Origin of the sequence: Mycobacterium sp. SMC-16 (assembly GCF_046250085.1) — a bacterium.
GTDB classification, from domain to species: domain Bacteria; phylum Actinomycetota; class Actinomycetes; order Mycobacteriales; family Mycobacteriaceae; genus Mycobacterium; species Mycobacterium phocaicum.
Genome location: NZ_CP176427.1, coordinates 3935933 through 3951211, shown reverse-complemented (window position 1 = coordinate 3951211; position 15279 = coordinate 3935933). Strand labels below are relative to the sequence as shown.

General features: G+C 67.2%; 15 protein-coding genes. 7 read left to right on the top strand and 8 right to left on the bottom strand.

The window, feature by feature from the left end:
- Positions 1-29: 29 nt before the first annotated feature.
- Complete coding sequence (locus tag ACJEIK_RS19055; protein ID WP_061009895.1) at positions 30-797, top strand: DUF2127 domain-containing protein; 768 nt, start codon at positions 30-32, stop codon at positions 795-797.
- 9 nt (positions 798-806) lie between these two features.
- Here the strand turns inward: ACJEIK_RS19055 and ACJEIK_RS19050 are convergent, their stop codons facing one another.
- The 3 genes from ACJEIK_RS19050 to ACJEIK_RS19040 all read right to left on the bottom strand — a co-directional run bounded on the left by ACJEIK_RS19050 (position 807) and on the right by ACJEIK_RS19040 (position 3343).
- A complete protein-coding gene (locus tag ACJEIK_RS19050; protein ID WP_409431726.1) occupies positions 807-2225 on the bottom strand; it encodes an AMP-binding protein in 1419 nt (472 codons plus the stop codon).
- Between the two features lie 144 nt (positions 2226-2369).
- Positions 2370-2969 carry a zinc-binding dehydrogenase gene (locus ACJEIK_RS19045; RefSeq protein WP_244602347.1) on the bottom strand — a complete coding sequence of 200 codons (600 nt, stop codon included), beginning with the start codon at positions 2967-2969 and terminating at the stop codon, positions 2370-2372.
- Positions 2900-3343 (bottom strand): alcohol dehydrogenase catalytic domain-containing protein, encoded by a 444-nt coding sequence (locus tag ACJEIK_RS19040; protein ID WP_234789752.1) that lies wholly within the window; start codon positions 3341-3343, stop codon positions 2900-2902. The genes ACJEIK_RS19045 and ACJEIK_RS19040 overlap by 70 nt, the downstream gene beginning before the upstream one ends.
- A 186-nt stretch (positions 3344-3529) precedes the next feature.
- On the opposite strand from ACJEIK_RS19040, the gene ACJEIK_RS19035 reads away from it, so the two are divergent.
- The 4 genes from ACJEIK_RS19035 to ACJEIK_RS19020 all read left to right on the top strand — a co-directional run bounded on the left by ACJEIK_RS19035 (position 3530) and on the right by ACJEIK_RS19020 (position 6927).
- Positions 3530-4045 carry a WXG100 family type VII secretion target gene (locus tag ACJEIK_RS19035; protein ID WP_064860409.1) on the top strand — a complete coding sequence of 172 codons (516 nt, stop codon included), beginning with the start codon at positions 3530-3532 and terminating at the stop codon, positions 4043-4045.
- A complete protein-coding gene (locus tag ACJEIK_RS19030; RefSeq protein WP_135357317.1) occupies positions 4042-5223 on the top strand; it encodes a type VII secretion target in 1182 nt (393 codons plus the stop codon). Before ACJEIK_RS19035 ends, ACJEIK_RS19030 begins: the two co-directional genes overlap by 4 nt.
- A 23-nt stretch (positions 5224-5246) precedes the next feature.
- Positions 5247-6227, top strand: coding sequence for a hypothetical protein (locus ACJEIK_RS19025; protein ID WP_135357318.1), 981 nt, complete (start codon positions 5247-5249; stop codon positions 6225-6227).
- A gap of 64 nt (positions 6228-6291) precedes the next feature.
- Positions 6292-6927: a nucleoside/nucleotide kinase family protein gene (locus ACJEIK_RS19020; RefSeq protein ID WP_135357319.1), complete on the top strand. Its 636-nt coding sequence runs from the start codon at positions 6292-6294 to the stop codon at positions 6925-6927.
- Positions 6928-6936: 9 nt separating this feature from the next.
- Here ACJEIK_RS19020 and ACJEIK_RS19015 read toward each other — a convergent pair whose 3' ends face one another.
- Complete coding sequence (locus ACJEIK_RS19015) at positions 6937-7797, bottom strand: helix-turn-helix transcriptional regulator (protein WP_209841251.1); 861 nt, start codon at positions 7795-7797, stop codon at positions 6937-6939.
- 76 nt (positions 7798-7873) lie between these two features.
- Between ACJEIK_RS19015 and ACJEIK_RS19010 the strand changes: the two genes are divergently transcribed.
- Entirely contained in the window at positions 7874-9136 is a 1263-nt protein-coding gene (locus ACJEIK_RS19010; protein WP_135357321.1) for an amidohydrolase family protein, read from the top strand.
- Between the two features lie 53 nt (positions 9137-9189).
- Here the strand turns inward: ACJEIK_RS19010 and ACJEIK_RS19005 are convergent, their stop codons facing one another.
- The 3 genes from ACJEIK_RS19005 to ACJEIK_RS18995 all read right to left on the bottom strand — a co-directional run bounded on the left by ACJEIK_RS19005 (position 9190) and on the right by ACJEIK_RS18995 (position 12285).
- Positions 9190-10314: an acyl-CoA dehydrogenase family protein gene (locus ACJEIK_RS19005; protein ID WP_135357322.1), complete on the bottom strand. Its 1125-nt coding sequence runs from the start codon at positions 10312-10314 to the stop codon at positions 9190-9192.
- Positions 10315-11547: an acyl-CoA dehydrogenase family protein gene (locus ACJEIK_RS19000; RefSeq protein WP_064860413.1), complete on the bottom strand. Its 1233-nt coding sequence runs from the start codon at positions 11545-11547 to the stop codon at positions 10315-10317.
- 72 nt (positions 11548-11619) lie between these two features.
- On the bottom strand, positions 11620-12285 hold the full coding sequence (locus ACJEIK_RS18995; protein ID WP_061009914.1) for a ScbR family autoregulator-binding transcription factor: 666 nt from the start codon (positions 12283-12285) through the stop codon (positions 11620-11622).
- A gap of 186 nt (positions 12286-12471) precedes the next feature.
- Here ACJEIK_RS18995 and ACJEIK_RS18990 point away from each other — a divergent pair, with 186 nt between their 5' ends.
- A complete protein-coding gene (locus tag ACJEIK_RS18990) occupies positions 12472-13374 on the top strand; it encodes a hypothetical protein (protein WP_409430129.1) in 903 nt (300 codons plus the stop codon).
- Between the two features lie 11 nt (positions 13375-13385).
- On the opposite strand, the gene ACJEIK_RS18985 is transcribed toward ACJEIK_RS18990, so the two are convergent.
- On the bottom strand, positions 13386-15275 hold the full coding sequence (locus ACJEIK_RS18985; RefSeq protein WP_409430128.1) for a putative bifunctional diguanylate cyclase/phosphodiesterase: 1890 nt from the start codon (positions 15273-15275) through the stop codon (positions 13386-13388).
- Positions 15276-15279: the final 4 nt, after the last annotated feature.

Below are 15279 nucleotides of genomic sequence, written 5' to 3'. Positions count from 1 at the left end.
CGCTCAGCTCGTGTCGATACGGTACGGACATGGTGGATTTCGCCCTCCGGTCCTGCGGACTCCGCGGCCACGCAACGTTCGCCCCGGATGAGCCGGAGCTGGCCGCCCGTCTGCACGTGCAGACCCCGGTCGGTGAGGCGTGGCGCTGCCTGAGGTGCGAGACGTTCGTCGTCGGCCCGCCACGGGGGAAGGGACCGGCGGAATCGGCACCCGAAGTCCCGCGCGGCCGGCTGCTGCGCGACCGCGTGCTGATGCGGGTGCTGGCGGTCGAGCGCGTCTTCCGATTCCTGCTGCTGGCCGCGATGTCCTACGGCGTCTTCAGGGTGCGAGCGGCGCGTGTGCATCTGCGGGACATGTTCGAGAAGGACCTGCCCCTGCTGCGGCCGCTGGCCGACCAGATCGGCTGGAACATCGACGGTTCCAAGATCATTCGGCACATCAACGATGCCTTCACCATGTCGGGCACGACCCTGTTGTGGATCGGGATCGGCATTGCGGTGTATGCGCTGATCGAGTTGGTGGAAGCTGTCGGGCTGTGGGGGATGTGGCGGTGGGGAGAGTATTTCGCGGTGGTGGCCACCGGTATCTTCCTGCCGCTGGAGATCTACGAGCTGACGGAAAAGGTCACCACACTGCGCGTGGCGATGCTGCTGGTGAACATCATCGCCGTGCTGTGGTTGTTGTGGAGCAAGCGGCTGTTCGGCCTCAACGGCGGTGGTGCGGCGTACCGGCAGGAGCACGAGACCGAGAGCCTGATGAGCGTCGAGCGGGCAGGCCTCGCGACGACCACGCCCTGAGCAGCCGCGCTAGTTGGTGAATCGTGCTCGGAGCTGTTCGCGCAGTATCTGTTTCGCGATCTTGCCATTGGTCGTCAGCGGTAGGGCGTCCACGAACACGACGTGCCGGGGGCGCTTGAAGACCGCGATGTGCTCGCGAACATACGCGGTCAGGGCATCCGCGTCAGGGTGAGCCCCGCCGCTGGGCACGACGACCGCGCAGATGGCCTCACCCCAGTACGGATCCGGAACCCCCACGACCGCAACCTGATCCACGTCGGGGTGCGCTGACAGCACGTCCTCGACTTCCCGCGAGGACACGTTCTCGCCGCCGGTGATGATGATGTCCTTCAGCCGGTCGGACACCACGAGTCGGCCCTCGTCGTCGAGATATCCGACGTCGCCGGTGTGCAACCAGCCGTCGACGGTCGTGGGCGTGTCGGGCCAGTACCGGACCGCCACCTGGTCTCCGCGCACCAGGATTTCGCCGTTCGGCGCGATCCGGATCTGCACGCCGCCGTGGGGACGGCCGGCCGACCCGAGGACGGCGGTGTCGCCAGCAGCGCCCGCCCGGTGGTCCTCGGGCCCGAGAAACGTGACGTTGCCGCCGGTTTCGGTCATTCCGTAACCCTGGTGGAATCCCACGTCGAGCCGGTCGAGGGCACGCCGGAGCAGGTCGGCCGGAATGGCCGACGAACCGTAGGCGATGTCGCGAAGCGACGGCAGATCGGTGCCGGCCTGGTCCAGATGGGCCAGCAGGCTGTGCAGCATGGTCGGGGCCAACGAACACGAGGTCACCTGGTGCCGGTTCACCGCGGCCGCGAAGTCATCGGGCCGGAATGCCGCCACCGGCAGCACCGTCGACCGGGCACCGTGGTGCACCAGCATGTTGTACCCGGCGATGTGGCACATGGGAAACGGCAGCAGATAGACACCGCCCGGACGGACCGACCTGCCGGCGATACTGCCCCGGACCGCCGCGGTGATCGAACGATGCGTGTGCACAACACCTTTCGGCGCTCCCGTCGACCCACTGGTGAACAGCAGCCAGACGGGGTCGTCGGCGTCAGGTTCGTCGGGCCCGGGCCGTCCGGCCGATTGAGTTGCCGCAGTCCACTCTTCGCTGTCGAACGAGATTGCCTCGGGCCGGTTCAGGGGCCCCAGATAGCGGCCGTCACCCAGTATCAAGGTCGGAGCCGCGGTCGCCAGTTGTGCGACATGCTCGTCGGCACTGAGCCGCTGATTGATCAGGACCAGGATGCGTCCGGCGCCGGGCACCGCGTAGTAGAGCGTCGCGTAATCCGGGCCGTTGTCGGCGATCACCGCGACGCGGTCGCCGCGCCTGGTCCGCGACGCGATCCAGCCGGCGACCGCCGCGATCGACCGGTCGAACTGCGCGAACGTCGTGACGGTGCCGTCCTCGGCGATGAGAGCCGGCCGATCAGGCATTGCGGCAGCGGCGTCGGACACCAGGTGATGGAGCAATTCGCGATGCCCCACAATGCCTCCCGTGCCTCGGCCTGAACGTCCGCATCACGCTACCAGCCCGGTGGTCGGATGAGTCTCCGTCCCAAGGGCTTTGGCCGGGCGAGCTCAGCCGGAATGCGTGGCGAGGATGACTTTCCCGCGGACGTGCCCGGCCTCGACGAGGCGGTGCGCGTCAGCCACCTTCGACAGTGGCAGCACCTCGGTTTCCGGTGGCCGGATCGCGCCCTTGGCGCAGAGTGCGGCCAACTCCATGAGGTGCTGGGGCTGGCGCTGGACCGCGATCATGTTGGAGACGATCCGCACGCCGCGCTCGGCGGCACGGGCCACCCGCTCCTCGTCGGCGCGCGAAATGAGGGTCTCGATCTCGACGTAGCTGCCGCCGGGAGCCACCAGCTCCTCGGCATGCGGCAGCAGGGTGTCCAGCCCGACGGCGTCGAGCACCTGATCGACGCCCGACGGAGCCCAGGCCCGCAGCTGCGCGACGACGTCGCCGCCGCGGTAGTCGATGGCCAGCTCGGCGCCGAGTTCGGTGACGTAATCGAAGTTCCTCGGGCTGCACGTCACCGCGACCCGCGCGCCCAGCGCCCGGGCGATCTGGATCGCGATGCTGCCGACGCCACCGGCGCCGCCGTTGATCAGCACGGTCTGGCCGTCCTGCAGCCCGCCGGCGTCGACCATGCCGCCGTAGGCGGTGCTGCCCGCCACCGGCAGTCCCGCGGCGTCGACGTGGCTCCAGCCGGCGGGCAGTGGCGCGAGCAGCTCGGACGATGCGAGGCAGTATTCGGCGTAGTGCCGTCATTCCCGTTGCGCTGGTTGGACATCCCGAAGACCTGATCGCCCACCTGCCAACGGGTCACGCCCGGCCCGACTGCCGCGATGACGCCGGCCAGGTCGAAGCCGAGCACGAACGGGAAGTGATAGTCGATGTAGGCGGAGAGCTTGCCCTCGCGGGTTTTCCAGTCCGCCGGGTTGACGCTGGTGCAGGCGATCTCGACCAGCACCTCGTCGGCCGCGGGCACCGGGGTGGGCAACTCGGCGGCGTGCAGCACCTCGGGGCCGCCGAACTCGGTCAGCACCATTGCTTGCATTGTGTCGGGCGGGGGCGCGATGTGGGAGGTCATCATTCGGTCTTAGTCGGCCCGCAGCGTCAGTGGAAGGCAGGTTCCCACTAGGTGACATCCTGGTCGCGGGGACGCGATTTTTGGTGACCGGTGGCCTGCGGCCCGTGGGGGACAATGGAGACCGATGGGAACGGGGGACGGTCCATGTCGTACACGGTGTCGCAGGTGCTGAATTCCGATCCGGAATCGCTGCTGACCGCATCCCTCGACGCGCGGGCCGCGGCCCAGCGCGTCGGCGCCCAGATCGACCGGGCACGAACGCAATTCGCCCATCTGGCCGAGGACTGGACCGGCACCGCCGCCGATGCCGCGCAGAAGCAGGGCCGCGAATCACTCGACGAGCAGACCGCATATCGGAACCAGCTCGATGCCGTGGCAGAGCCGTTGGCGACAGGTGGTGCCCAGCTCACCGAGCTCCGCGCCAGTCTGAAGAAGGCAGTCGACGCTGCCGGGTCGCAGTGGGACGTCGCCGACGACGGCGGGGTCACGCCCGGCTTCTGGCTCCGCTGGTATGCGCGGGTTTCGCCGGTCCAGGCGCTGCAGATCGCGGCCAAGCGGATCGAGGTCGAGAACGCGATCAAACTGCTGCTCGCGAAATTCGAAGCGGCCGACCGCGACACCGGCCATCAGCTCCGCAAGGTCGGTTGGGAACTGGCATGACGGCGCCGTTGACGGTCGTCGTGGCCTCGTTGCGGGAAACCGCAGCGGAGCTGGCGGACGTGGCCGGCGGACTGGTCAACGACGGCGGCGGCCCCGAACTGTCTGCCGCCGCGGGCCCGGTGGCCGGGCTCGACAGCGGCCAGGCGTGTCGCGAGGTGGGGGCTGCGCTCCTGCGTCGTGCGCAGGTGCTGGGACAGGGCATGTCCGCGTTCGCGGGGAAGCTCGATTCGGCCGCGTTCCTTTACGAGCACGGCGACCAAGCAGCTGCCGAACGTATTCCGTTCGACGTGCCGGAAGCGAAAGACGCACGAATCGGTGATGATCCCGGGGAACCGGGATACGACCCCGTCAACAAGTACGAGGACGCGCTGCGCGACGCGGGCCTGCTGAGCGGGACCAGCGCGGGGTATTACCGGGAGTGGCTGCAGAATGCGGCGAAAAAGGGTGTGCCGCCTCAGGTCATCGTCGACATCGCACGGCAGCAGAAGCTCACCCCGGCGAGTTTCGAGATCCTCGAGGGCATGGAGCGCGTCGTCGACAACAACCGAACGAGCAGCGATCCCAGCGACGACAACACCTACTTCCTGCTACCGCCGGGGACCAGCGCCGACGACGCCCGCCGGGCCGTGTTGATGACGTACATCCTCAACGCGGGCACCAGCTACAAAAAAGGAAACCCGACCACCGACTTCGCCGAAACGCCCTACACGGCGACCGAGGTGCAGCGCATCGTCGACCGGCAGTCGGCGAATTCCTGGAGCTACGAACAGGTTCCGCGACTGGCGGGCAGCGGCGGGCGGTTCGCCACCACACCCAACGGCATGCTGATGGGACTGGGCGGCGGGTTCATCCAGAACCAGCTGAGCCAGCAGGCCGGATCCACCTATGGTGACGTGTTCCTGATCAACATCGATCACCCGGCGGATGCGGGCGACCAACTCCGCAAGATCATCGGGTCGGGTCAGATGTGGTACGACGGGCCCGGCGGCGCACGCCAGCAGGACATGGACATCGATCGCATCCTGCATCACGAAGAGCGGCACTCGGGACAGTGGGCCGCGTTGGGACCCGTGGAATTCGCCAAGCAGTACGCGATCAGTCTGGCCGCCGAAAAGCTCACCGGCCGCCGAAATCCGTTCGAGACCAACGCCGGCGCATCGGACGGGGGTTACTCGTGATCCGGCGAATCCACTGTCTCGGTGTGGCTTTCGTGACGCTGCTGGCGTTGTGCGGCTGTGACCCCCTGGGGAAGCCGTCGCTACCGGTGCAATTCGGAGTCCGGGTGACCGACGGACAACTGCGGGTGTGGACCGGCTCACCATGCCGCGGCACGACGGCCGTCAACGTCACCTTCAACATCGATGGCCGCGCCAAGGCGGAACTGAAGCTCGAGGCGACGCCATTGCCGGAAGCCATCGGTGCACGCACGACTCCGCCGAACCCCGGCGTCGAAGTCGAGTACCTCACCGTCGGCGGGCCCTATCCAGGGTTCGATGTGGTGACGCCGCTGCCCGCCGGATTCGACTGGCGCACCGCGGACACCGTGTCCGTCTTTCCGCAGTCGCCACGATCATTCGGCGGTGTCAGCAAGCTGGGCGAGGCGATCACGGAATCGGACCGGCATCCGCCGGACACCTACTGGTTCGAGGGCATCGGTTGGCTCAATCCTGCGGGCGTCGCGGCCCGGGACGGCACGAAGTTCCTGACGATCTGTTCGCGTGACCCCGCGCGGGGCCGGCAACTGCCGAGGGTTTTCGGGGTGCGCGTCACCGACGGCACGTTGCGAATCTGGCCCGGCCGGTACTGCGGTCCGGTGGACGCGGTGATCCTGACGTTCCAGCCCGGTCAGACGGATCTGGTACTGGCTGCCGACGCACGCAATGCCGTCCCGTTCGACTCCCTGACCGCCACCGGGCCGTACCCCGGCTTCGCTGTGGCACGGCCGCTGCCCGGCGGATTCGACTGGCGGACCCGGAAAACGGTGCTGCTGCGGGTCTACCGCCCCAGCGGGGAGCCGGAAACCACCACAACCGACCTCGGTCCGGCCGTCACCGAGTCGGGCCGGCATGCACCGGATACCTACTGGTTCCAGGGATTCGGCTGGCTGAGTCCCGCTGATGTCGCGGGCAAGGACGGCACGGAGCTGTTGACGGCGTGTGCGCCCGAGCCGCAGCGCCGGTGACATTGCCGGTATCGCGTGCTGGACGTCTTCGACTTGGACGCGCCGAACGGCTAATGTCCGCGCCATGGCCCGCTTGACGGACGATGTCGCCCGACTGCTCGATGAGCGGTCGGGCCGGGTGGTCGTCGGCCTCACCGGGCCACCGGGTGTCGGCAAGTCGACCGCGGCCGCACATCTCGTCGATGAATTCAATTCCGCGCAGCATGATTTCGCGGCCCTACTGCCCATGGATGGCTTTCATCTCGCCAATGCGCAGCTGGCGCGGCTCGGCCGCAAAGGCCGTAAGGGTGCCCCGGACACCTTCGATGCGGCCGGTTTCCTGGTGGCGCTGGCTCGGGTGCGGGACGCGTATCAGACTGCCGATGTCTATGTGCCACGGTTCGATCGGGCGATGGAGGAGTCTGTCGCGGCCGGACTGGTTGTGCCCGCGGCGGCCCGGCTCGTGGTCACGGAGGGGAACTATCTGGCGTTGCCGTCCAACGGCTTTGCCGGTGCGCGGGACCTGATCGATCGGCTGTACTACCTCAGCGGCGCCGACGAGGTGCGGCGGCAGCGACTGCTTGCGCGCCACATCGCCGGCGGACGCAGTTTGATCGCGGCCGAGCACTGGGTCCGTGCGGTCGACGAGCCGAACGCGCAGTTGATCGCCGAGACCCAGGTGCGATGTGATCGCACCTGGGAGATGGCTGACCGGCCGTGATCGCGACCCTTATCGCGACTCGTGCGGCGCGCGCGCCGTCTCCGCGGTCTGGCGCCGGTAACCCGACGGTGACTGCCCGCTGAACTGGGTGAAGCAGCGGGTGAACGCGCTCAGGCTCTCGAAGCCGACCGCGGTGGCAGTGGCCTGCACCGACTGCCCCGGTTCTGTCAGCAACGCCATCGCCCGGAGCATCCGGGCGTTGAGAAGATAAGTCCGCCAAGATAATCCGATGGACTCCTGGAACAGCCGGCGCAGCGACCGCTGCGACACCGCGACCGCGCGGCTCACCTGTTCGGCCGTTGCCGAAGCCAGATGCGCTTTCGTGTAGGCCATCGCCGCGGCGACGATCGGGTGCTCGGACGTCGGCAGGCTCAGCGGCGCTTCGTGGTCCAGCGCTTCGGCGACGAGATGCGCCAGGGTGCGAAAAAACCCGTCGGAGACGGCATCGCCGTCCGGCCGGTCGATGGGCCACCGCAACGCGTAGATCATCATCTCGCGGATCAGTGGGGAGACGGCGATGATCCGAGCCCGGTCCGACCGGTCCGAGATCAGGCCGGGATCGAACATCACGGCAACGGTCTGGACGTCGGGGTTCATCACCGCCTGATGGGGCAGGCCGGCCGGTATCCAGGCGGCCTGTTGCGGCGGCAGCAGATAGTGGGCGACATCGGTCTCCACCTCGACCAGGCCGTGCAGTGCGTATTCGATCTGGTGCACCTCGTGCGAGTGCCAGCCGGTGATCAGCGCGTCGCCCTCGTAGAGGTAGCTGCCGCCGAGGGCGCGGCCGCCGCGGCGCAGCTCGATCACCGGCCGCTCGGACATCTTGGCCGTTTGAGATAAACCTCTGTCCGAAAGTGCAGAGACGGTCACGCCTGTAGACGGTACTACTGAGGTGAGCAGGCGCGGACGTGAGGATGCCGCGCACGTGAGGAGCAATTGGAGTCCAGTGAATACCGACGACCTGATCCTGGTGAGCATCGATGACCATGTCGTGGAGCCGCCCGACATGTTCGTCAACCATGTTCCGGACAAGTACAAGCCCGAGGCGCCGATCGTCGTCACCGACGACAAGGGCGTCGACCAGTGGATGTACCAGGGCCGCCCGCAAGGGGTGAGCGGCCTCAATGCCGTGGTCTCCTGGCCGGCCGAGGAGTGGGGCCGCGATCCTGCCGGGTTCGCAGAGATGCGTCCCGGCGTCTACGACGTGCACGAGCGGGTGCGCGACATGAACCGCAACGGCATCCTGGCCTCGATGTGCTTCCCGACCTTCACCGGTTTCTCGGCCCGGCACCTGAACATGCACCGCGAAGAGGCCACCCTGGTGATGGTCTCGGCCTACAACGACTGGCACATCGATGAATGGGCCGGTTCGTACCCGGACCGGTTCATCCCCGTCGCGATCCTGCCGACGTGGAATCCGGAGGCGATGTGCCGTGAGATCCGTCGCGTCGCCGCGAAGGGGTGCCGGGCGGTGACGATGCCCGAGTTGCCGCACCTGGAAGGCCTGCCGAGCTACTTCGACGAAGACTATTGGGGCCCGGTGTTCCGCACCCTGTCGGAAGAGAACGTGGTGATGTGTCTGCACATCGGCACCGGTTTCGGCGCGATCTCGATGGCCAAGGACGCCCCGATCGACAATCTGATCATCCTGGCCACGCAGGTCTCGGCGATGTGCGCCCAGGACCTGCTGTGGGGCCCGGCGATGCGCAACTACCCGGACCTGAAATTCGCGTTCTCCGAAGGCGGTATCGGTTGGATCCCGTTCTATCTGGATCGCAGTGACCGGCACTACACCAACCAGAAATGGCTGCGCCGCGACTTCGGGGACAAGCTGCCCAGTGACGTCTTCCGTGAGCATTCGCTGGCGTGCTACGTCACCGACAAGACGTCGCTGAAGCTGCGCCACGAGATCGGCATCGACATCATCGCCTGGGAGTGCGACTATCCGCACTCGGACTGCTTCTGGCCCGATGCGCCCGAGCAGGTGCTGGCCGAGTTGAATGCCGCGGGCGCAAGCGATTCCGACATCGACAAGATCACCTGGCAGAACTCCTGCCGGTTCTTCGACTGGGACCCGTTCAAGCTGACCCCGAAGGACCAGGCGACGGCGGGTGCCCTGCCCGCCAAGGCCGTCGACGTCGACACGTCGATCCGGCCGCGCGCCGAGTGGGCAAAGCTGTACGCGCAGAAGCAGATGACGCTCACCTGATCCGGTCCGGCCGGATCAGGTGAGGGCACACCCAGAGTTGCGCGGCGCCGAACTCAGCCGCGGGTCAGTTCGGCGTAGCGGGTCACGTGGTGATCGGTGGAACCGTATTCGTACTGCACCGCGGTCAGCCTCTTGAAGTAGTGGCCGATGGCGAGCTCTTCGGTCATGCCCATCCCGCCGTGCAGCTGGACGGCGTTCTGGCCGATGAACCGCGCGGCGCGGCCGACGGTGGCCTTGGCCGCGGAAACCGAACGTGCCCGGGTACGCGCGTCGGCGTCCAGGTTGAGCACGGCCAGGTAAACCGCCGAGACGGATTGTTCGAGCTCCATGTGCATGTCGACCATGCGATGCTGCAGCGCCTGGAAGCTGCCGATCGGCTGGCCGAACTGCTGGCGCTGCTTGGCATATTCGACGGTGTCCGCCAACACCTTCCGCATGTTGCCGACGGCTTCGGCGCACACGGCGGCGGCGCACTCGTCGCGCGCCTGGGCGATCGACGGCCACGCCTCGCCCTCGGCGCCGAGTAGTGCATCGCCCGGCAGCCGGACGTCGCGGAGTTCCAGGTCGGCCGCACGACGGTCGTCGACGGTGCGGTAGCTGTGCATGACCAGCCCGTCGCGGGACTCGGAGATGTCGACCAGGAACAGCGAGATGCCGCCGGGCGTCTGTGCGGTGACCAGCAGGTGGGTGGCCAACGGCGCGTTGACCACCATGATCTTGTCGCCGCGCAGCACCCAGTCGTCGCCGTCGCGGGAGGCGGTGGTCTGGACGTCCTGCCACCGGTCGCCACTGTCGGCCTCGGCCGCGGCGAGCGCGACAACCGCTGTGCCGGAAGCGATTTCCGCCAGAACCGGGCCGGCCGTCGCACTCCCGGAGCGCAGCAGCAGACCGGCGGCGACCACCGCGGTGTCCACGTACGGTTCGATGACCAGGGCGTGACCCAGCGCCTCGGCGATCAGCATGACCTCGACGGGCCCGCCGCCGATGCCACCCGCGTCCTCCGGCAGCGCGGCGCCGAGGATGCCGAGTTCCTCGGCGAACGACTGCCAGATGTCAGGCTGCCAACCGGGCCCGGATTTGGCTGCCGCCCGGCTGGTTTCGAGGTCATACCGGCCGGCCAGGAACTTGGACAGGCCGTCCCGGAGAAGTTCCTGTTCCGCGGAGAAGGTGAAGTCCATCTACAGCCCCAATTCTGCTTTGGCGAGGATATTGCGCTGAATTTCGTTGCTGCCGGCGTAGATCGAGCCGGCGCGGTCGTTGAAGTACCGCAGCGGCGCGACCGCCTGCCATGCCTCGCCGCTGACGTAACCGTCTGGGGGAGGGGCGAATTCGGCCACCGGTCCACCGGGACGGGTGGCATGCGGCTGGTACGCCCGGCCGCGGGGGCCGGCGGCCTCCATGGCGAGTTCGGTCAGGGTCTGGCTCAACTCGGTGGAGAGCACCTTCAGCATCGACGACGCTGCGCCCGGATGTCCGCCGCCGGCCAGCGCGGCCAGCACGCGGTATTCGAGAATCTCGAGCACTTCGGTGCGGATTCGCGCATCGGCGAGCTTGCGCGAGAACGCGGCATCGTCGAGCAGCACGCCGCCCTCGGGGCCCGGCGCGTGCGCCGCCGCCGTGGCGATCTCGTCGGCCAGCACCTGCAGGCCCGGGGCGGCCGCACCGCCGCCGCGTTCGAATTCGAGCAGGTACTTCGCGACGGTCCAGCCGTCGTCGATCTGCCCGATGACGTTGCTCTTGGGCACCCGGACCTCGTCGAAGAAGACCTGGTTCTGGACCTCTTCGCCCGACGTCATGACCAGTGGCCGGATTTCGATACCGGGTGTGCTCATGTCGATCAGGACAAAGGTGATGCCCTGCTGCTTCTTGGCGGTGCGGGTGGTGCGCACCAGTGCGAACATCCAGTTCGCCTCGGTGGCGTGGGTGGTCCAGATCTTGCTGCCGGTGCACACCAGGTCGTCGCCGTCGGAAGCGGCGGCCATGGTCAGGGCGGCCAGGTCGGACCCGGCCTCGGGTTCGGAGTAGCCCTGGCAGAAGAAGACCTCGCCGGTCAGGATGCGGGGCAGGAAGTAGTCCTTCTGTTCGGCAGTGCCGAACCGGATGATCGCGTGTGCCACCATCCGGATGCCCATCGGGGACAGCGACGGCGCCCCGGCCAGGATCGACTCCCGGCTGAAGATGTAGTGCTGCGTCAAGCTCCAATCGCAGCCGCCGTACTCCACCGGCCAGGCCGGCGCCGCCCAGCCGCGCTCGTGCAGGATGCGCTGCCAGTCCAGGCTCGCGTCGTGATCGCTGTACACGCTGGTCATCAGGCGACCGGCTTCTTGGATGTCCGGTGTCAGATTTTCCTGCAGAAACGTGCGTACTTCATCGCGGAATGCCAGATCACTGGCCGACCAATTGAGGTCCATGCAGACTCCTCTGTCGCTTGGGCTGATGGCAGCCTAGCAACAAAGAAGTGAACTTAGTTAGCGATGTGGGTTTCAGGTGGTGGTCTGCTCCACGGTGTTCGTCTGTCGCGTGGATGCGGCCGCCATGAAGGCAAGATGGCGGTCGAGCGAGTCCGCGGTCACGATCGCCGGCATCAGAACGCGCCACTGCCTGGCGAACCGCTCCCGGAGATCGTTGCCGTCGGACGCGGCGCTCGACATCAACTCCGCGCCGAGGATCCAGGCCACCAGCGTGTTGGCGACGTCGGCGGGGTCGGCGCCCGGGCGCAGGTCGCCGTCTGTTTCGGCGCGCTTGATGTCCGAGGTGAACTGGTCGACGAAGTTCACGTAACTGTGTCGCGCCGTCGGGTTGAAGCCGGCGAACGTGCGCAGCAGTTTGGTCCCCGCTTGGGCGGTCCGGTTGGTCGCCAACAGGTCGCTGGTGGTGAAGGTGCCGACGATCAGTGATTCCATGGCGCTGTGCTCGGAGTCCCGTGCGGACTGGAACACGTTGTGCAGCAGAACCATTGCCTCTTCGATGATGACAGTGGCCAGTGCTTCTTTGGAGTCGAAGTGATAGTAGAGCGCGCCCTTGGTCAGCTCGGCGCGTTCGATGATGTCAGCCAATCCCGCGGCGGGATAACCGATCTCGTTGATCAAATCGACAGCAGAGTCAATGATCTTGCGTCGGGTCACTTCGGATCGCGGCTGGCGCCCCATTCGTCGATCACCTTCCGTCAGCGCGCGTTCTGTGGCTAGCCCCCCGGAATCATCCTAAGGGTGCCATAACGTGGGCCGTTGTTGGTGTCGTTCATTCCGAGAGTATGTAAAGTAGCCGCACGGCGAAATCGATCCCTGGCTGTCGGATTGTTGCAATTCGCTGCCGCTTAACTCAGGGATTTCAGGTTGGATTGGGACGCAGAAGTTGACGTGCTGTGCGTCGGCGCCGGTATCGGTGGCCTGGCGACAGCCATTGCCGCGGTCGACGCCGCCGCAGATGTGATGGTTGCCGGAGCGCTGCACGCCGATGACGGGCGCTGGCTGCGCGGCGATGATGTGCATTGCGTCACTCTGGGCGCCACGCTCGACGCAAGGATCGACGAGTTCGGCGTACCGCGAGGGATTCCCGACGACGAGCCCGCCCCGGAAGCCGGCGGACCCGGCGAAGTCGAAGCGGCCGAGCCCGACCTCGGCGAGCAGCTCGACGCCACCGCCGTCTATTTCGCTGCGGTGACCGCCGAAGTCGATGACGCGGCCGAACCGCCGTCGGACGGCGCTTCGGTGCCGGCCCGTGTCGTGCGCGAGCTGACGGAGTCCGAGACGCACACGCGCACCATCGAGACGTTCTTCGGCGCGGGACTGCTCGACTGGGCCCGGGTGTGCCTGGATTCGGCCACCGGCGCGCTCTACAGCACGGTTCGCGGCTGGTCCTCGGAGACCCTGCGCGACTCGGCGGGCACGACGCTCCGGCTGTCTTCGCTCGGCGCCATCGAATGGAGCACGGGCGACGGACCGGGCCAATTGTTCGACTGGCTGGCGGCGGCGGCCGCCGAACGCGATATCGCGGTGAGCGCGGCCAGCACGCTGCAGGCGCTGCTGTTCGAAGACCGCCGGATCATCGGAGCCGAACTGAACACACCCGACGGGCCGTACTTCGTACGTGCGCGCCACGGCGTCGTGATCTCGCCCGATTTCACCGGCGGGGGTGCGCCCGCCGACACTGCCGCGCCGCCGGCCGGCGCCCTCGAGGTCTGTATCGTCGGCCAGCCCGCCAGCAGATTCGCCCGCGTGGAACTGGTTGCGCGCTAGCGCTGTTCGGCTCACATCTCGCCGGTGAACCGGACCGGCACCCGGCCCTTGCGGTACAGCGTCGCCATCTGATCGCTCGGCAGCGGCCGCGACAGCAGGAAGCCCTGCGCGCGGTGGCAGCCGAGGCGCAGCAGTGTGGTTGCGGCAGCTTTGGTTTCGACGCCCTCGGCGACGATCTGGAGACCGAACGAGTCGGCCAGCGCGATGATCGCCCGGACGATCGCGAGGTCGCCGGGGTTGGAACCCAGGTCGGTGACGAAGCTGCGATCGATCTTGAGGATGTCGACCGGTAGCGACTTGAGGTGGGACAGCACGCTGTAGCCGGTGCCGAAGTCGTCGATCGCCAGCCGAACCCCGGTTCTGCGGAGGTCTGCCAGGGTTGCGCGGGAGGACTCGCTGTCCTGGACGACGACGTTCTCGGTGATCTCCAGGCACACCGATCCGCGGTCGAGACCGAATTCGTCGAGGATGTCGGCCACCGACTCGGCGAAGCCGTCGGTCACCAGCTGGACCGGGGAGACGTTGACGCGCAGCTCGAAATCGTCGCGATCGTCGGCATCATCGCCGCCGGATTTCGAAGCCCGGAAGTCCTCGCGCCACCGGGCGAACTCGCGACAAGCCGTCCGCAACACCCAACGGCCCAATTCGCCTGCCAGGTTGATCGATTCGGCGATACCGATGAATGCGGCCGGCGGGAGCAGCCCGCGCGTGGGATGGTCCCAGCGTACGAGCGCTTCGGTCGCGAGCAGCTTCCCGGTGCGCATGTCGATTTCCGGTAGGTAATTGAGCAGCAGTGCGCCGTTCTCGATGACGTCCTGCAGATGCAGTTCGATGTCGTTGCGGTAGGCCGTTTCCAGGGACATCGCGGTGGTGAACACCGCGACACGGTCCCCGCCGGCCGACTTCGCGCTCAAGACGGCCTGGTCGGCCCGGCGCAACAGGTCGGAGGAGGTGTCGGAGCCCGGAATGCCCGAAGCGACGCCGACACTCACTGCCCGCGTGAGCCGTTCACCGTCGATCCAGACGCGGCGCCGCAGCGAGTCCTGAAGCTGGTAGGCGAGGGCTTCGGCCTTGTCCGCGGAGATCGGTTCGGCCGGGACGACCACGAACTCGTCACCGCCGAGCCGGGCGATCACGGTCTTGCTGTCGACCCCTTCGGTGAGGCGCTGGGCGAAGACGCGGATGAACGAATCTCCCGCGCTGTGCCCCAGGTAGTCATTGATGGCCTTGAGCCGATCGAGGTCGAAGAAGAGGGCGGTGACCGGGCCGGGTTGTCCCGGCTGCAACCGGGCATCGAGGTGGGCGATGAGGGCGCGCCGGTTGTTCAGGCCGGTCAGGTCGTCGTGTTCGGCCAGGTACCGGAGCTGCTCCTCGGCGAGAACCCGAGATTGGGCCTGGGTCAACAGCGAAGCGATGGCCTGCAGCGCGTTGATCTCCTCGGTGACCCATTCCCGGTTGCCGTACTTGATGAAGCCCAAGGCGCCGGTGGTGCGGTCGCCGGACACCAAAGGCGTTGCTGCCAGTGATATCTGGGGGACGTTGCGGTCCGCCTCGATGCGGCGCTGGTAGTCGTCCGGCTCCGGGTCGGGGCGCACGATCAGCGGTGTCTTGCGGTGCTCGGTCTCCGCGAAGACCGGGTCGGCCTCGGCGAAGTACACCACGCGCAGGGGGTCGGGGTCCGGAATCTCCGGCCGCAGTGGCCATTCCGCGACGAGGATCGAAGCACTGATCTCATGGTCGTTGCGGCGCAGGAAGCTGACGTCGACCTCGAAGTAGTTGACGAGGATCTCCAGAACGTCCGTGTACACCTTGGTGGAGTTGCTGGAGTCCGCCGCCATCAACCGCGTCGCAACCTCTGTGACCAGGCGATCCAGTGAAGGGGGAGACTCGTCGATGGACATGAGA

Bases quoted from the DNA above. Each gene is read 5' to 3' on its own strand.
- ACJEIK_RS19055 (WP_061009895.1), top strand. From the start codon at position 30: ATGGTGGATTTCGCCCTCCGGTCCTGCGGACTCCGCGGCCACGCAACG.
- ACJEIK_RS19050 (WP_409431726.1), bottom strand. From the start codon at position 2,225: ATGCCTGATCGGCCGGCTCTCATCGCCGAGGACGGCACCGTCACGACG.
- ACJEIK_RS19040 (WP_234789752.1), bottom strand. From the start codon at position 3,343: ATGGTGCTGACCGAGTTCGGCGGCCCCGAGGTGCTGCACGCCGCCGAG.
- ACJEIK_RS19035 (WP_064860409.1), top strand. From the start codon at position 3,530: ATGTCGTACACGGTGTCGCAGGTGCTGAATTCCGATCCGGAATCGCTG.
- ACJEIK_RS19030 (WP_135357317.1), top strand. From the start codon at position 4,042: ATGACGGCGCCGTTGACGGTCGTCGTGGCCTCGTTGCGGGAAACCGCA.
- ACJEIK_RS19020 (WP_135357319.1), top strand. From the start codon at position 6,292: ATGGCCCGCTTGACGGACGATGTCGCCCGACTGCTCGATGAGCGGTCG.
- ACJEIK_RS19005 (WP_135357322.1), bottom strand. From the start codon at position 10,314: ATGGACTTCACCTTCTCCGCGGAACAGGAACTTCTCCGGGACGGCCTG.
- ACJEIK_RS19000 (WP_064860413.1), bottom strand. From the start codon at position 11,547: ATGGACCTCAATTGGTCGGCCAGTGATCTGGCATTCCGCGATGAAGTA.
- ACJEIK_RS18995 (WP_061009914.1), bottom strand. From the start codon at position 12,285: ATGGGGCGCCAGCCGCGATCCGAAGTGACCCGACGCAAGATCATTGAC.
- ACJEIK_RS18985 (WP_409430128.1), bottom strand. From the start codon at position 15,275: ATGTCCATCGACGAGTCTCCCCCTTCACTGGATCGCCTGGTCACAGAG.